Consider the following 14048-nt stretch of genomic DNA (forward strand, 5'->3'; position numbering starts at 1 on the left):
GCAGTAGGAGAGACATTTGGTTATTCCAAATGAACGACGACTAACGCAGCAGCGGATAAAAACTGGCCCAGCCCTTCGGGTTGCGCAGCAAAAAACGCCATTCTGCGTTGCGAAGCTTGAAAAGGGAATAACCCTCCCCTGCGCTTCGCGCCTTGACTGACACTTTTTGATGCAGCAACGCGGTTCGCGATGAAACGTCAACAGGCCCTACCGAACCCGTCATGAAAGACGCCTCCAGGCGGAGGCGTCTCTTATCGATCACTCGATCATTGCTTGGGCGGCTGCGCATCGAAACGCTCACCGCTGTGGCCGCTACTCTCCGGCCCCATCAGCCATAGATAGGTAGGCATGATGTCCTCTGGAGTGCGTAAAACGCCAGGGTCTTCCGCGGGAAATGCCGTCTTGCGCATTTGAGTGCGGGTAGCACCCGGATTGAGGCTGTTGACACGGATGGAGGTCAGGTTATCGAGTTCATCCGCCAACACTTCCACGAAACCTTCCGTCGCGAACTTTGAAACAGAATAGGCGCCCCAGTAGGCGCGTCCCTTGCGGCCGACACCCGAGGAGGTAAAGATTACCGAGGCATCCGAGGATGCCTTGAGCAGCGGCAACAACGACTGGGTCATCCAGATCGGCCCATTGATGTTGACCTGCATCACCTGCTCCCACAACTCGGGGTTGTAGTTCTCGAAGGGCGTGATGCGCCCCAGTAATCCCGCATTGTGCAGGATACCGTCAAGCCGGCCAAACTCCTGATCAAGCGTTTCGGCCATATCCCGGTAATCCTTGAGTGTCGCCCCTTCGAAATTCAAGGGAAAGATGGCCGGTTGCGGGCTACCCTGCTGCTCGATTTCGTCATAGACTTTTTCGAGCTTGGAAATGGTGCGCCCAAGCAGAATTACCGTTGCACCATGGCGGGCATACGTCAGCGCAGCTACGCGCCCGATACCATCCCCGGCCCCTGTCACCAGAATGATTTTGTCATTTAGCAGATCGGCGGGTGCCTGATAATCAAGCTTGTCCGTCATCATGACTCCTTGATGCTTCGAGTAATTTGCTTAAAGTCCCGATTGATTCATGAAATCCGCGGCCATGCTGGCAGCATTGCTTTGCGGAAACTCCTGACGCACGCGAGCCAACAACTTCTTGCTTTCATCCGGCTGCCCCTGGCGTGCCTTCAGCAGACCCAGCTTATACAGGGCATCCGGCATCTTGTTGCTCTGGGGATAGTCTTCAATGACGCGATTGAACGACTGGGCGGCGGGTTCGAGCTCGGAGCGACTGGAGTAGAGCTCGCCCAGCCAATAATAGGCATTGGCGCGTAGCGGGGAGTCTGGATACTCATTGACGAAGGCCTCGAAATCCTCGACGGCAACATCGAAATCTCGCGCCTGCACTTTCTGAAACGCTGCCTGGTACGCTTGCTGAGCGTTACTCTGGCTGTTATTTCCAGAAGTGCTGCCAGGCGCTGGGTTGGCCGGCGCTTCCTGGGTGGCCTCGGTAGCTCGCGGAGCCGGACTACCACTCTGGGTCGTACGTTGTTCCAGATCGAGATAACGCTCTTGAGCAAGCTGTTTTTGCTGTTCGAGTTGATAGCGCAACTCTTCGATCTGACCACGCAACTCTTGAATCTGACGCTCGTTCTCCTGAAGCTGGTTGAGTATCCTCAGATTCGCGCCGGCAGACGCCCCTCTTGCCTGGGTATTCTGATAGAAGTTGTTCGATCCCGATGAGAGATCTTGCACCGTTGGAGCGGCCCCTACGGACAGCGGGAGCAACAATGCTCCCGCGCCGCACAGCCTTTTCAGACCGTGTTTCATGATTGACTCCGTAGCAACAGCTTAGTAATCGAAGACTACGCGACGATTCTGCGCGTAGGCGTCCTCGGAATGCCCATCGACTGCGGGACGTTCTTCACCATAGCTGACGATTTCAATTTGAGAATCGTTGACGCCTTGCACGGCAAGATAGCGCTCTACCGCTTTGGCGCGACGCTCGCCCAAACCTAGATTGTATTCGCGCGTGCCACGCTCGTCACCGTGACCTTGAAGTATTACCTTGGCATTCGGGTTCGAACGCAAGTACTGGGCATTCGCGTTCAATGTAGACTCGAATTCCGGCCGAATGGTTTCTTTATCATAGTCGAAATAGATGGTGCGCTGTTGGGGAACGCGTTCTTGACCTTGACCTTGCATGCCTTGGCCTTGTCCCTGCATGCCCTGTCCTTGCCCCATGCCAGTGCCGCCAACCTGTCCCGTGGTTGTTCCCTGCCCCCCGGCGCCACCGGCGCTACCATCCATGCTGCCATCCTGGGTTCCGCCAGTGCTGGAACAGCCCGCCACGAATGCGAGTGCCACGACGACAATCAGACTCTTTACGTAGTTATTGAACTGCATTATTAACTCCTTATTCGGAATCGAAATGACGCGATTATTTTTTAATTGAGAAATGGCGACCAAGCGGGTTCGCGCACATCGCCTTGGGCGGATGGCAAACGATAAGACGCTTTGCCATCCGCGGACACCACACCCAGAACACCTCGGTTACCTTCCTGGGTAGCGAAGATTATCATGCTCCCGTTCGGCGCAACACTAGGCGACTCATCCCAGCGAGTGTCGGTCAAAACCGTCAAGCGATCGGTCTTCATGTCTTTCCTGGCAACATGATAACCATCGCTGGCACGGTGAATCATGAATATGTCCTCACCGATGGGAGAAAAGCGCCCTCTCGAGTTGTAATTACCGGTGAAGGTGATTCTTTTTGCCTCGCCACTGGAAAGATCATAACGGTAGAGCTGAGGGCCACCACTGCGGTCGGAAGTGAATAGAATACTCTCTCCATCCGGCGACCAGTCCGGCTCTGTATCGATAGCTGAATTATTGGTTAAGCGTTGAAAATTACCGGCAGCAATATCCAGGGTGTAAATCTCGGGCTGCCCGTCCTTGGAAAGCGACATGGCTAGTTTGCGTCCATCCGGTGACCAGGTTGCTGCACCATTGATGCCTTCAAAAGAAGTCACCTGAACGCGCTGACTATTAGCCAGGTTCTGAACATATATGGCAGGCCGACCCGTCTCGAAGGATGTATAAGCAAGCTTGTTGCCATCCGGCGACCAGGCGGGTGACATGATGGGTTCATCGGAGGTCAGAATCCGCTGGCTGTTATGTCCATCCGCATCGGCAATGTGCAAACCATAACGCCGATTATCTGCTGCGCCTTCCGCGGTAACATAGGCGATCTTGGTAGAGAAGGCGCCGCGAATGTCGGTCACTGCTTCGAAAATCTGATCGCTGATGTAATGCGCCGCCGAACGCAATTGATTCTGACCGACGGTAACCACCTCACCCAGCATGCGGCGCTCACCGTAGATATCCAACAACTCGAATTGAATGCGATAGTCGTTTCCCTCCGGAGTGACCTGACCCACGACCAGGTAGTTGCTATCCACTGCGCGCCAATCACGATAGTTGACCTGCTCGCTACTATGAGGCGTAGCAATCAGGGCGTTATCCGCAAGAGGAGAGAATTGACCGCTGTGCGCCAAATTGTTGCGCACGATTTCAGCAATATTCTCTGGCAGATTGGCTTGCCCTTGCTGGGCAAAGGGCACTATCGCAATGGGTACGGCACGATCGCTACCTTGAGTAATCTCGATTGTAAGATCGGCCTTGGCAAGCGTGCTGAGCATTAGCAGCAGGGCCGTCAGCATGGCGAACACGGGTTTCATCAACGGGCATCCTTGGGATTGAAGTTCAAATTGAATTGACGAAATTGTCGTTGAGCGGCGCCGGGTAGGTCGCGCATCTCGCGAAATGGCGACGCACGCTCCACTGCCTGCAGCACCGAGCGATCGAAGGCGGAGTTGCCGCTACTCTCGTTAATTGTAGCGCTGGCCAGCTCCCCGGTGGGCAATAGTTGAATGCGCACGGTAGCCTGTAACTGACCGCCGCTGGTCGGAGGTAGAATCCAGGCTTGCTCGATAGCGGCTCGCACCAGACTCTCGAAGCCGTTGGCGGCCTGCTCGGCCTGTTTGGCATTGGCAATGGACTCCGCTTCTCCAGCTATCATGCTCTCGAGAGACGATTGAGCAGCACGTTTAGCCGCAGCGGCAGCTTCCTCGGCCTTGCGCCTGGCTTCTTCCTCTTTCTTGCGCTCGGCTTCGGCGGCGGCCTGTTTCTTGGCCTCCTCGGCCTTCTTGCGCTCAGCTTCGGCAGCGGCCTGCTTCTTGGCCTCTTCGGCCTTCTTGCGCTCGGCTTCGGCAGCGGCTTGTTTCTTGGCTTCCTCGGCCTTCTTGCGCTCGGCTTCGGCAGCGGCCTGCTTCTTGGCCTCTTCGGCTTTCTTGCGTTCGGCTTCGGCAGCGGCTTGCTTCCTGGCCTCTTCGGCCTTCTTACGCTCGGCTTCCAGTTGAACTTGCTTTTGGCGCTGCTGTTCACGCTGTTGGGCTTCTTGCTCAGCCTGCTGGGCACGGCGCTGAGCCTCGGCTTCGGCCTGCTGTCGTGCCTCCTCCCTCGCTCGCTGCTCGGCTTCCCTGGCAGCCTGAGCCTCGGCTTGCACTTGCGCTGCTTGCTCCTTGGCAGCTTCCTGTTCGGCCTGACGCTGAGCCGCTTGTTCCTGCTCGGCTTGCTCGGCGCGTTGAGCGGCTGCCCGTGCCTCTTTCGCGCGCTGCGCCTGATCGGTAGTGGTCTCGGTGCTGACTAACGTTGCTTGAACGATAGACGTACTACTTTCTTCAGGCTCACCGGCGGGCCAACGCATGGCGGCAACCAGCAGTACCACGACGTGTACGCCAACGGCCAGCAGTGTTGGTACTCCATAGCCTACTCGCTTTTCGTGTCTTGCCATTCCGCGTCCTCAACTGTCGCCTGGAGGCGGATCCGAAATGAGCCCGACATTCGGCACTCCAGCAGTCTGCAAGGTACCCATCAATGTCACAACCTGGCCATAGGCGACATTACGGTCACCGCGGACCAGCACCGGCGTTTCCGGACGGCGTCCTAGAATGGCGATAACCTTGTTGCTGATATCATCCAGGGATATCGCCGTTTCTTCATCTCCCAGCGAGATGAAGTACTGCCCTTCCTTGTCCACCGACACGATGATCGGTTCGTGATCTTCCATCGCCTCGATAGGCTCCGATGTGACTTCCGGTAAATCGACCTGTACGCCCTGGGTCAGCATGGGCGCAGTGATCATGAAGATTACCAGCAGTACCAGCATCACATCGATGAAAGGCACCACGTTGATCTCGCCCATGGGCTTGCGATTGGAATCGCGGTTGAATGGACCATGCATGGCTTGGGTTCTCCCTCAATGCTCTTTTCGTGCGCCCTCAGGCCGCTTCGCGCTCACCGCGTCCCTGCAGGTTGCGATGCAGGATGGAATGAAACTCTTCCGCGAAGTCTTCGTACTTCCCCAGCAGGCGGTTGGACTGAGCGGAGAGGCGGTTATAGAAAATGACCGCGGGAATGGCCGCAAAAAGGCCCATGGCCGTGGCAATCAATGCTTCGGCGATCCAGGGGGCGACAGTGGAGAGCGTGGCCTGCTGTGCCATGGAAAGACTCTGGAAGGAACCCATGATGCCCCATACCGTTCCGAATAGCCCGATGTAAGGGCTGGCGGAGGCTACCGTGGCCAGAAAGGTCAAATGCAGATTGAGGCGCTCCTCTTCCCGGGACCAGGCGACCCGCATGACACGCTGAACGCCATCGAGTACTGCCTGAGTGCTGCCGGTCTTGGGCAAGAGGCGATTGAATTCCCGAAATCCTGCGCGAAAGATATGCTCGGCGCCCAGGGACTCCTTCTCCGGAGGTGCCTCGCGATAGAGTTCATTAAGATCGATCCCGGACCAGAAACGGTCCTCGAAGGCGCGGTGCCCTTGCTGGGCGCGGCGTAATACCATGCCCCGCTGAAAAATGACTATCCAGGAAGCAATCGAGGCGGCCAGCAGTAGCAGCATGACAAGCTGGACAACCAGGCTCGCATTGATCATCAAATGGATAATGGACATTGAATCGTTCACGGCTGTTCTCACTGACTAAGGGTATAAATTATTCACGTAGAACCGCGGCCAAAGCCGATGGCCAACGGACGGGTTTGAGCGTCGATGATTCCACACAGGCGATATCGACGTTCGCATCGCACAAGGGTTCCCCTCGAACGGTGACTTGTTGATGAAAACCGAGTCGACAAGCTGATCGATCGATGGCCTCGACGCTGATCTCCAGTTCATCGTCAAGCCTTGCGGGCCTGATATAACGACACTCCAGGCGATGTACCACCAGTTGAATGCCAATGTCGAACAGGCCCTGCTGGGTCAGATTGCGCTGCCTCAGCCATTCGCTGCGCGCGCGTTCCATATACTTGAGATAATTGACGTAGTAGACGATGCCGCCGGCATCGGTGTCCTCGATGTAAACCCGCACCGGGAAACTGAATATGTTCACTGCTCGAGACCTCGACTGTCACCGAGCGCCTCGTCCGTGGCCGCATCTGGAATCGCGCTGGGCGTCGTTTCGGTGACAGGGATGCCGAAGTGCAAGAAGGCTTGACGTGTCACCATGCGTCCGCGAGCGGTACGCAGCATGAACCCCTGCTGGATCAAATAGGGTTCGAGCACGTCCTCGATGGTATCGCGCTCTTCGCTGATGGCCGCTGCCAGGGAATCCACACCCACGGGGCCGCCATCGAATTTCTCGATCATCGTCAACAACAACCGGCGGTCCATGTGATCGAGGCCGTGGCTATCCACGTGCAGCATGTTGAGAGCTAGATCGGCAATGTTGGCGGTCAAGCGCCCATCGCTGCGCACCTGAGCGTAATCCCGCACGCGACGCAGCAATCGATTGGCTATGCGCGGTGTGCCTCGGGCGCGCTGCGCGATCTCCGCGGCACCGCCCTGCTCGGCTTCGATTCCAAGCAAACGTGCAGAGCGCGCCACGATCTCGGTAAGCTCGTCGATATCGTAGAATTCCAGGCGTTGTACAATACCGAAACGGTCCCGCAACGGCGAGGTTAGAAGCCCCGCCCGAGTCGTTGCACCCACCAGGGTGAATTCCGGTAGATCGAGTTTGATCGAGCGGGCCGCTGGCCCTTCGCCGATGACGATGTCCAGCTGGAAATCTTCCATGGCGGGATAAAGCACTTCTTCTACCGCCGCGGGAAGGCGATGGATCTCGTCGATGAAAAGCACGTCGCCGGCCTGCAAGTTGGTCAGCATCGCTGCCAGATCGCCAGCGCGTTCGAGTACCGGACCGGAAGTCGATTTGATATCGACCCCCATTTCTTCGGCGATGATATTGGCAAGAGTCGTCTTGCCCAACCCCGGGGGGCCGAACACGAGTGTATGATCGAGACTATCGCCACGGCCGCGAGCTGCCTTGATGAAGATATCGAGCTGCTCGCGCACTCGCGGCTGGCCGATATAATCCGCCAGGCGTTTGGGGCGAATGGCATGGTCTACCCGCACCTCGCCTTGCTGGGGCTGAGCGGCGATGAGTCGATCGCTATCGATCATGTGCTTGCTTACCCTACCATCTTACGTGTGAGAGCGGCTTTGATCAGCGCTTCGGTGGGCTGCTTCGTGTCCAGCCCGGAGAGCATTCGCGCAGCTTCCGTCGGCTTGTAGCCCAGGCTGACCAGTGCGGCTTCCGCATCGGCAAGGGGGTCGCTGGGGCGCAGGGACGTCGCCATTTGCTGTGTATCGTTCAGACCGTCCAGCTGCTCGCTGCTCCAGTGCGGGAAACGATCGCGCATCTCGACGATCAGACGCTCCGCCGTCTTCTTGCCCACACCCGGGAGCCGGGTCAACGCCTTGACATCATCGTCCATGACGCAACGAATGAACTGATCCTGCTCCATGCCGGAAAGAATCCCCAGAGCCAGCTTGGGTCCGACGCCGTTGACCTTGATCAATGCACGAAAAAGCGCTCGCTCGGGTTCGCGGAAAAAACCGTACAGCAGATGGGCATCCTCGCGTACGGTGAGATGGGTATAGAGCTGCACACTCTCGCCAACACCGGGTAAGGCGACGAGCGTATTCATCGATGCTTCGAGTTCGTAACCGACCCCTCCGACATCAACCACCAGCCAAGGCGGCTGCTTTTCCAACAGAGTGCCACGTAGGCGTCCAATCATGCCTTCACAATCCCTCAAATAACTGGGGTCACTATACTGATAGGGTTCGCAACTGACTAGGCTATGTCTGAAAAGTGCCTGCACTCGCCCATACAGCGTTAAAAATCGACTCAAAGTACTCATTTACACCGCGTAAACTCCGTCTTTTCGTCGATTTTTGCCTTGTCTGGCCATCGCTCGTCGACTTTTTAGACAAAGCCTTGTGTCTCCAATAAGGGTCAACGACGATAATCAACCGGGGCGATAATCCCGCCAGCGTTGCCCGCGACCTCGCCGACCGCCATAACTACCCTGCTGCACCAGGCCGCTGCGTGCATGGCTATGAGTCAACGCAATGGCCAACGCATCCGCTGCATCCGCCTGGGGTGTGGCACTCAATGCCAGTATCGCGGTAATCATGTGCTGTACCTGGGTCTTGTCCGCGGCGCCGGTACCGGTCACGGCCTGTTTGACCTGACGCGGCCCGTACTCGAAAACGGAAATTCCATGGTTGGCTGCGCAAACGATCGCCGTGCCCCGGGCCTGACCCAATTTGAGTGCCGAATCCGCATTACGTGCCATGAATACCTGTTCGATGGCAAATTCCGCCGGGCGATACATCGCAATCAACTCCGCCACCCCGGCATACACCTGGGCAAGCTTCTGAGCCAGGTCATCGGCCTTGATGCGGATACAGCCGCTGGCTATATAGCGTGGGCGAGTCGAAGAAAGATCCAGCACGCCATAGCCCGTGATACGTGAGCCAGGATCAATGCCGAGCACGATCATGAAAAGGCGCCCACTGCAGAATAGTTACTCGAGTTGTTCAGCAATATCGTCATCGAAATCCGCGTTGGTATAGACATTTTGCACATCGTCCAGATCTTCAAGCATATCGATCAACTTGACGACCTTTTTCGCGATATCGACATCGGCAATGGTGGAATAGGTTTCCGGATACTTGCCGACCTCCGCATTCTCCGGCTCAAGGCCGGCTGCGATCAACGCATTCCGGACCGCAGTAAAATCCTGTGGCACGGCAACCACCTCGATGGTGCCATCTTCATGGGTAACCACGTCCTCGGCCCCAGCCTCCAGCGAGGCCTCCATGATGGCTTCTTCATCACTATCCTCTGGAAAGCTCATGCGCCCTTGCGTATTGAACAGGAACGCCACGGAACCGGAAGTGCCTAGATTGCCGTCCTGCTTGTTGAAGGCGTGGCGCACGTCCGAGGCGGTTCGGTTGCGATTGTCCGTCAGACACTCTACCAGTATGGCAACGCCTGCCGGGCCGTAGCCTTCGTAGCTGAGCTCTTCCATATCCTCCGCGTCGTTGTTACCGACACCCCGATCGATGGCACGCGCGATAGTGTCCTTGGTCATGTTGTTGGCGAGCGCTTTGTCCATGGCCGTGCGCAGCCGCGGATTGTCATCTGGCTCACCCCCGCCCTGCTGGGCGGCCACGGTCAACTCACGTATCAACTTGGTGAAGATCTTGCCTTTCTTGGCGTCCTGGGCAGCTTTGCGATGCTTGATGTTGGCCCATTTACTATGGCCAGCCATTTGCGATCTCCTTGAAAATTGCCAGTACTAAGAAAAAACCGGCGTCACCCATTAAATGGTGCGCCGGTCGTCGATGCCAACAGGCTATTTGAAACAGCCTGGCACCCTCTCAGACCGCATTACTCATTGTCAGGCGCAGCCTTTTGCTTCTGGCGCAGGCGAATATGCAGGTCCTTGAGCTGCTCCGAGGTCACCTCTCCCGGTGCATCCGTCATCAGACAGGCGGCGCTCTGAGTCTTCGGGAAGGCGATGACTTCGCGGATGGTACGCGCACCGGTCATCAGCATGACCAGGCGATCGAGGCCAAACGCAAGCCCGCCATGGGGTGGTGCGCCATACTGTAGCGCATCCAGCAGGAAGCCGAATTTCCCTTCGGCTTCTTCCTCGCCGATGCCGAGAACCTCGAAGACGGTGCGCTGCATGGCCTGATCGTGAATACGGATCGAGCCGCCACCGAGCTCCGTGCCGTTGAGCACCATGTCATAGGCGCGGGAAAGCGCCTTGGCAGGATTCGCCTTGAGTTCGTCGCCGGAACAGGACGGAGCGGTGAACGGATGGTGCAGCGCCGATAGACGCCCATTGTCGTCCGCCTCGAACATGGGAAAATCCACCACCCACAGCGGCGCCCACTCCTGGGTATAGAGATTCAGATTCTCTCCCAGCTTGACCCGCAGCGCGCCGATCGCCTCGTTGACGACGTTGATCTTGTCTGCACCGAAGAAGATGATGTCACCATCCTGGGCGCCGACTCGATCGAGCAGGGATTCGACGATGCCGTCCATGAACTTGACGATGGGCGACTGCAGCCCCTCGAGCCCCTTGGCGCGCTCGTTGACCTTGATCCAGGCCAGCCCCTTGGCGCCATAGATGCCGACGAACTTGGTGTACTCGTCGATCTCCTTGCGTGAAAGCGTGGCACCGCCGGTGACCTTGAGCGCCGCCACGCGGCCATCATCGGCGTTAGCCGGCCCGGAGAAGACCTTGAAATCGACCCCCTTCATCAGGTCGTCCACGTCGATCAGTTCCAACGGGATACGCAGGTCCGGCTTGTCGGAGCCGTAACGGCGCATGGCTTCCGCATAGGGCATGCGCGGGAAATCCGGAAGATTTACCTCGAGTACATCGGAGAACAGCTTGCGAATCATGCGCTCGGTGATCTGCATGATGTCGTTTTCGTCGACGAAAGAAGCCTCGAGATCGATCTGGGTGAATTCCGGCTGCCGATCGGCGCGTAGATCTTCATCCCGGAAGCACTTGGCGATCTGATAATAGCGGTCGAACCCGGACACCATCAGCAGCTGCTTGAACAGCTGGGGTGATTGGGGCAACGCGAAAAAGTGCCCTTCGTGGGTGCGGCTGGGTACCAGATAGTCCCGCGCCCCTTCCGGTGTGGCCCGGGTCAAAATGGGGGTCTCGATATCCAGGAAGCCCTGGTTTTCCAGATAAGCCCGCACGCTATGGGAAATACGCGAGCGCAGACGCAGCTTCTCGATCATGTCCGGACGGCGCAGGTCGATGTAGCGATGCTTCAGGCGCACCTCTTCACCCACCTTGCCATGCTCATCGAGCTGAAAAGGCGGTGTGGCAGCGGTATTGAGCACCTCGACCTGCTTGGCCAGCACCTCGATCATGCCGGTGGGCATGTTGGGATTCTGCGTTCCCTCAGGGCGCGAGCGAACACGCCCGCGAATGCGCAGAACGAACTCGTTGCGCGCGCGATCGGCCGTGGCAAACGCATCCGGGGTGTCGGGATCGACCACGACCTGGGCGATACCATCGCGATCACGCAGGTCGAGAAAGATCACGCCCCCATGGTCACGGCGGCGATGCACCCAACCGCAAAGTGTGACCTCCTGATCGATCAGGGACTCGTTCAACTGGCCGCAATAGTGGCTGCGCATGGAAAATCCTGTTCTGTTGCTTTGACGGGTGATGCGTCACCATACTCGAGCAGTGACACTGGGTTGCCATTGGGTCAGGCGGTGTTCTTGCTATTCTGGGGCTTGGCTTTTTGGGACTTGCCATCCTGAGAGCCGCCATCGGCTTTCTTGGCATCAGGCGCTTTCGACGCATCGCTCTTGTCGCCGGCCAGGTTTTTCTTGCCGCCGGATTTGAAATCGGTTTCGTACCAGCCGCCGCCGGCGAGCCGAAAGCCCGCGGCAGAGATCAAGCGTGTCAGCGCCTGCTGCTCGCAATGAGGACATTGCGTCAGCGGCGCGGCATTGATTTTCTGTAACTTTTCCAGACGCTGGCCACAGGCTTTGCACTGATATTCATAAATAGGCATGGTTTTCAACTCTCAGAAACAAAACGACCGCAACAAGAACCGGCGGTACAGGAGAATATGCGGTCTGGCAGCATGCTTTCCAAGACGCCTTCGAAAGCGGCATATTATAGCGTGCAGCGGCCCCTGGCGGGCAAGACCTCCGGACATATGCAAGGAGTAAAACGATGAAGGCTGTCATTCTGGACGCCGCCACCCTGGGTGACGACATAGATTTGGCCCCCCTGCGCGATGAGGTAAACACTCTTGAAGTGCACGATCTCACGACGCCCGAGCAGTGCCTGGAACGGCTTCAGGACGCGGAGATCGTCATCGTCAACAAGGTCAAGCTGGAGGGCGATCTACTGTCGTCCTTGCCCCGGCTAAAACTGATATGCCTATTGGCTACCGGCACCAACAATATCGACATGGAAACAGCAAAGCGCCAAGGCATTCAGGTCAGGAACGTCACCGCCTACGGCACCGCTAGCGTTGCGCAACATACCTTGATGCTGATGCTGTCCCTGGCCAATCGATTGCCCTTGTATCAGAGTGATGTAATCGAGGGCCGTTGGAATAAGAGCCCTTTGTTCTGCCTGCTGGAGCATCGCACCTTGGAATTGGCCGGCAAGCGTCTGGCTATCGTGGGCAGCGGCGAATTGGGTCAGGCGGTAGCGCGTCTGGCCCAGACGTTCGGCATGGAGGTAATCTTCACCGCTCGACCCGGCAACGAAACTCAAGATAAGCGGCCCGCACTCGCCGATATTGCGCCCAGCCTTGATGTGCTCAGCCTGCACTGTCCGCTGACCGAGGATACCCGGCATCTTGTCGATGCGGTCGTACTGGCCCGGATGAAGCCGGGTGCGCTGCTTATCAATTGCGCCCGGGGGGGTATCATCGATGAGGAAGCGGCACTGCAGGCATTGAGAGAGAATAGAATAGGCGGGCTTGGCGTGGATGTGCTGCCTAACGAGCCACCCCGGGAGGGGCACCCATTGATCGATGCCTTGAACGAGGGCGATCTCAATCTCATCGTGACCCCACACAACGCCTGGATAACCCCGGAAGCCCGGGCGAACGTGGTGCGCCTGACCGTAGAGAATCTTCGTTCGTTCAAGACGGGTGTCATTGTATGAACCCTCTACTCATCTGATGGCCCAACAGGAGATTTATGCTCTACAACTACGGCTCAATCAACATCGATCATGTCTATCGGGTGCCTCATCTTGTACGCCCCGGCGAGACGCTGGCCAGCCACAGCTATCGGCAAGTGCTTGGCGGTAAGGGCGCCAACCAGTCCCTGGCGATTGCTCGGGCCGGAGGCCATGTGATGCATTGGGGGCTTCTGGGTCAAGTCGATCATTGGGTGCTCGAGACACTCTCCAGCGCGGGTGTCGATATCAGCCGGGTCGAATTGACCCTGGAGCCCAGCGGCCATGCGCTGATTCAGGTGGACGATCAGGGCGAGAACGCCATCATCCTTCATCCCGGCGCCAATCATGCCTTCACCAATGCGCAGCAGGATGCGTTACTGGCGATTCCAAGCGCCGGCGATTGGCTGCTCCTGCAAAACGAGTGCAATGCCCTGGATAGGCTCATTACTCTGGCGGCGGAACGCGGCTTGCTGGTAGCCTTCAACCCGGCGCCCATGGCAGCGAATGTGCTCCAGTTACCCCTCGAACGCTGTCAGCTTCTGTTTCTCAATCGGGGCGAAGCCGCCGATCTGATCGACGAACAGGCCCAAGCACCGAGTGAACGCTTGCTCGATGGCCTTAGACGGCGCTTGCCCGAAGTGGAAATAGTCCTGACACTGGGCCGCGAAGGCGTGTGCTATCAACACGGCGATACGCGTCTGCAACTCGAAGCGCATCGGGTAGATGCACTCGACACCACGGCTGCCGGCGATACCTTCATCGGTTATTTCATGGCGGCACGCCAGCGCAATGCCGATGTGGAAGATGCATTGCGCCTGGCGAGCACCGCAGCAGCATTGTGCGTGCAACGAGAAGGCGCCGCGCCCAGCATCCCGGTCGTCAGCGAAGTCGAGGATTCGACTCGCGACTGGCCGATGCCCGAGCTACATGCGATTTGAACACGCATCCTGAGCAAC

Annotated in this window: 17 protein-coding genes; 2 read left to right on the top strand and 15 right to left on the bottom strand. The window is 57.7% G+C overall.

Annotated features, from left to right (window positions below; translation table 11 throughout):
* Positions 1-40: 40 nt before the first annotated feature.
* The 15 genes from H7850_RS10815 to H7850_RS10885 all read right to left on the bottom strand — a co-directional run bounded on the left by H7850_RS10815 (position 41) and on the right by H7850_RS10885 (position 11962).
* A complete protein-coding gene (locus tag H7850_RS10815; RefSeq protein ID WP_227369539.1) occupies positions 41-223 on the bottom strand; it encodes a hypothetical protein in 183 nt (60 codons plus the stop codon).
* A 43-nt stretch (positions 224-266) separates the two neighbouring features.
* Positions 267-1028 carry a YciK family oxidoreductase gene (locus tag H7850_RS10820; RefSeq protein WP_227369540.1) on the bottom strand — a complete coding sequence of 254 codons (762 nt, stop codon included), beginning with the start codon at positions 1026-1028 and terminating at the stop codon, positions 267-269.
* 30 nt (positions 1029-1058) lie between these two features.
* A complete protein-coding gene (gene ybgF / locus H7850_RS10825) occupies positions 1059-1820 on the bottom strand; it encodes a tol-pal system protein YbgF (RefSeq protein WP_227369541.1) in 762 nt (253 codons plus the stop codon).
* Positions 1821-1841: 21 nt separating this feature from the next.
* On the bottom strand, positions 1842-2396 hold the full coding sequence (pal, locus tag H7850_RS10830) for a peptidoglycan-associated lipoprotein Pal (protein ID WP_227369542.1): 555 nt from the start codon (positions 2394-2396) through the stop codon (positions 1842-1844).
* Between the two features lie 41 nt (positions 2397-2437).
* The gene (gene tolB / locus H7850_RS10835) at positions 2438-3727 is read right to left on the bottom strand and encodes a Tol-Pal system beta propeller repeat protein TolB (protein ID WP_227369543.1); all 1290 of its coding nucleotides are present in this window, start codon (positions 3725-3727) and stop codon (positions 2438-2440) included.
* The gene (gene tolA, locus H7850_RS10840) at positions 3727-4842 is read right to left on the bottom strand and encodes a cell envelope integrity protein TolA (RefSeq protein WP_227369544.1); all 1116 of its coding nucleotides are present in this window, start codon (positions 4840-4842) and stop codon (positions 3727-3729) included. Before tolA ends, tolB begins: the two co-directional genes overlap by 1 nt.
* 9 nt (positions 4843-4851) lie before the next feature.
* Positions 4852-5292 (bottom strand): protein TolR, encoded by a 441-nt coding sequence (gene tolR, locus H7850_RS10845; RefSeq protein WP_227369545.1) that lies wholly within the window; start codon positions 5290-5292, stop codon positions 4852-4854.
* A 37-nt stretch (positions 5293-5329) separates the two neighbouring features.
* Positions 5330-6019: a protein TolQ gene (tolQ, locus tag H7850_RS10850; protein WP_227369546.1), complete on the bottom strand. Its 690-nt coding sequence runs from the start codon at positions 6017-6019 to the stop codon at positions 5330-5332.
* Between the two features lie 28 nt (positions 6020-6047).
* Complete coding sequence (ybgC, locus tag H7850_RS10855) at positions 6048-6443, bottom strand: tol-pal system-associated acyl-CoA thioesterase (protein WP_227369547.1); 396 nt, start codon at positions 6441-6443, stop codon at positions 6048-6050.
* Positions 6440-7513 (bottom strand): Holliday junction branch migration DNA helicase RuvB, encoded by a 1074-nt coding sequence (gene ruvB / locus H7850_RS10860; RefSeq protein WP_227369548.1) that lies wholly within the window; start codon positions 7511-7513, stop codon positions 6440-6442. Before ruvB ends, ybgC begins: the two co-directional genes overlap by 4 nt.
* Before the next feature lie 8 nt (positions 7514-7521).
* Entirely contained in the window at positions 7522-8133 is a 612-nt protein-coding gene (gene ruvA, locus H7850_RS10865; protein WP_227369549.1) for a Holliday junction branch migration protein RuvA, read from the bottom strand.
* A gap of 231 nt (positions 8134-8364) precedes the next feature.
* Positions 8365-8901: a crossover junction endodeoxyribonuclease RuvC gene (ruvC, locus tag H7850_RS10870; RefSeq protein WP_227369550.1), complete on the bottom strand. Its 537-nt coding sequence runs from the start codon at positions 8899-8901 to the stop codon at positions 8365-8367.
* 24 nt (positions 8902-8925) lie between these two features.
* Positions 8926-9675, bottom strand: coding sequence for a YebC/PmpR family DNA-binding transcriptional regulator (locus H7850_RS10875; protein ID WP_227369551.1), 750 nt, complete (start codon positions 9673-9675; stop codon positions 8926-8928).
* 119 nt (positions 9676-9794) lie between these two features.
* The gene (aspS, locus tag H7850_RS10880) at positions 9795-11576 is read right to left on the bottom strand and encodes an aspartate--tRNA ligase (protein WP_227369552.1); all 1782 of its coding nucleotides are present in this window, start codon (positions 11574-11576) and stop codon (positions 9795-9797) included.
* A 74-nt stretch (positions 11577-11650) separates the two neighbouring features.
* Complete coding sequence (locus H7850_RS10885; RefSeq protein ID WP_227369553.1) at positions 11651-11962, bottom strand: FmdB family zinc ribbon protein; 312 nt, start codon at positions 11960-11962, stop codon at positions 11651-11653.
* A 164-nt stretch (positions 11963-12126) separates the two neighbouring features.
* On the opposite strand from H7850_RS10885, the gene H7850_RS10890 reads away from it, so the two are divergent.
* Together H7850_RS10890 and H7850_RS10895 are read left to right on the top strand one after the other, a co-directional pair.
* Positions 12127-13074 carry a D-2-hydroxyacid dehydrogenase gene (locus H7850_RS10890; RefSeq protein WP_227369554.1) on the top strand — a complete coding sequence of 316 codons (948 nt, stop codon included), beginning with the start codon at positions 12127-12129 and terminating at the stop codon, positions 13072-13074.
* Positions 13075-13109: 35 nt separating this feature from the next.
* Positions 13110-14030, top strand: a complete 921-nt coding sequence (locus tag H7850_RS10895) for a ribokinase (RefSeq protein WP_227369555.1) — start codon at positions 13110-13112, stop codon at positions 14028-14030.
* Positions 14031-14048 lie beyond the last annotated feature (18 nt).

The organism is Halomonas sp. M20 (assembly GCF_020622265.1).
In the GTDB taxonomy this organism is placed as follows: domain Bacteria; phylum Pseudomonadota; class Gammaproteobacteria; order Pseudomonadales; family Halomonadaceae; genus Modicisalibacter.

Bases quoted from the DNA above. Each gene is read 5' to 3' on its own strand.
- tolR (WP_227369545.1), bottom strand. From the start codon at position 5,292: ATGCATGGTCCATTCAACCGCGATTCCAATCGCAAGCCCATGGGCGAG.
- aspS (WP_227369552.1), bottom strand. From the start codon at position 11,576: ATGCGCAGCCACTATTGCGGCCAGTTGAACGAGTCCCTGATCGATCAG.
- tolB (WP_227369543.1), bottom strand. From the start codon at position 3,727: ATGAAACCCGTGTTCGCCATGCTGACGGCCCTGCTGCTAATGCTCAGC.
- ybgF (WP_227369541.1), bottom strand. From the start codon at position 1,820: ATGAAACACGGTCTGAAAAGGCTGTGCGGCGCGGGAGCATTGTTGCTC.
- H7850_RS10820 (WP_227369540.1), bottom strand. From the start codon at position 1,028: ATGACGGACAAGCTTGATTATCAGGCACCCGCCGATCTGCTAAATGAC.
- ruvB (WP_227369548.1), bottom strand. From the start codon at position 7,513: ATGATCGATAGCGATCGACTCATCGCCGCTCAGCCCCAGCAAGGCGAG.
- ruvC (WP_227369550.1), bottom strand. From the start codon at position 8,901: ATGATCGTGCTCGGCATTGATCCTGGCTCACGTATCACGGGCTATGGC.
- H7850_RS10895 (WP_227369555.1), top strand. From the start codon at position 13,110: ATGCTCTACAACTACGGCTCAATCAACATCGATCATGTCTATCGGGTG.
- H7850_RS10885 (WP_227369553.1), bottom strand. From the start codon at position 11,962: ATGCCTATTTATGAATATCAGTGCAAAGCCTGTGGCCAGCGTCTGGAA.
- H7850_RS10890 (WP_227369554.1), top strand. From the start codon at position 12,127: ATGAAGGCTGTCATTCTGGACGCCGCCACCCTGGGTGACGACATAGAT.
- H7850_RS10815 (WP_227369539.1), bottom strand. From the start codon at position 223: ATGACGGGTTCGGTAGGGCCTGTTGACGTTTCATCGCGAACCGCGTTG.
- H7850_RS10875 (WP_227369551.1), bottom strand. From the start codon at position 9,675: ATGGCTGGCCATAGTAAATGGGCCAACATCAAGCATCGCAAAGCTGCC.
- pal (WP_227369542.1), bottom strand. From the start codon at position 2,396: ATGCAGTTCAATAACTACGTAAAGAGTCTGATTGTCGTCGTGGCACTC.
- ruvA (WP_227369549.1), bottom strand. From the start codon at position 8,133: ATGATTGGACGCCTACGTGGCACTCTGTTGGAAAAGCAGCCGCCTTGG.
- tolA (WP_227369544.1), bottom strand. From the start codon at position 4,842: ATGGCAAGACACGAAAAGCGAGTAGGCTATGGAGTACCAACACTGCTG.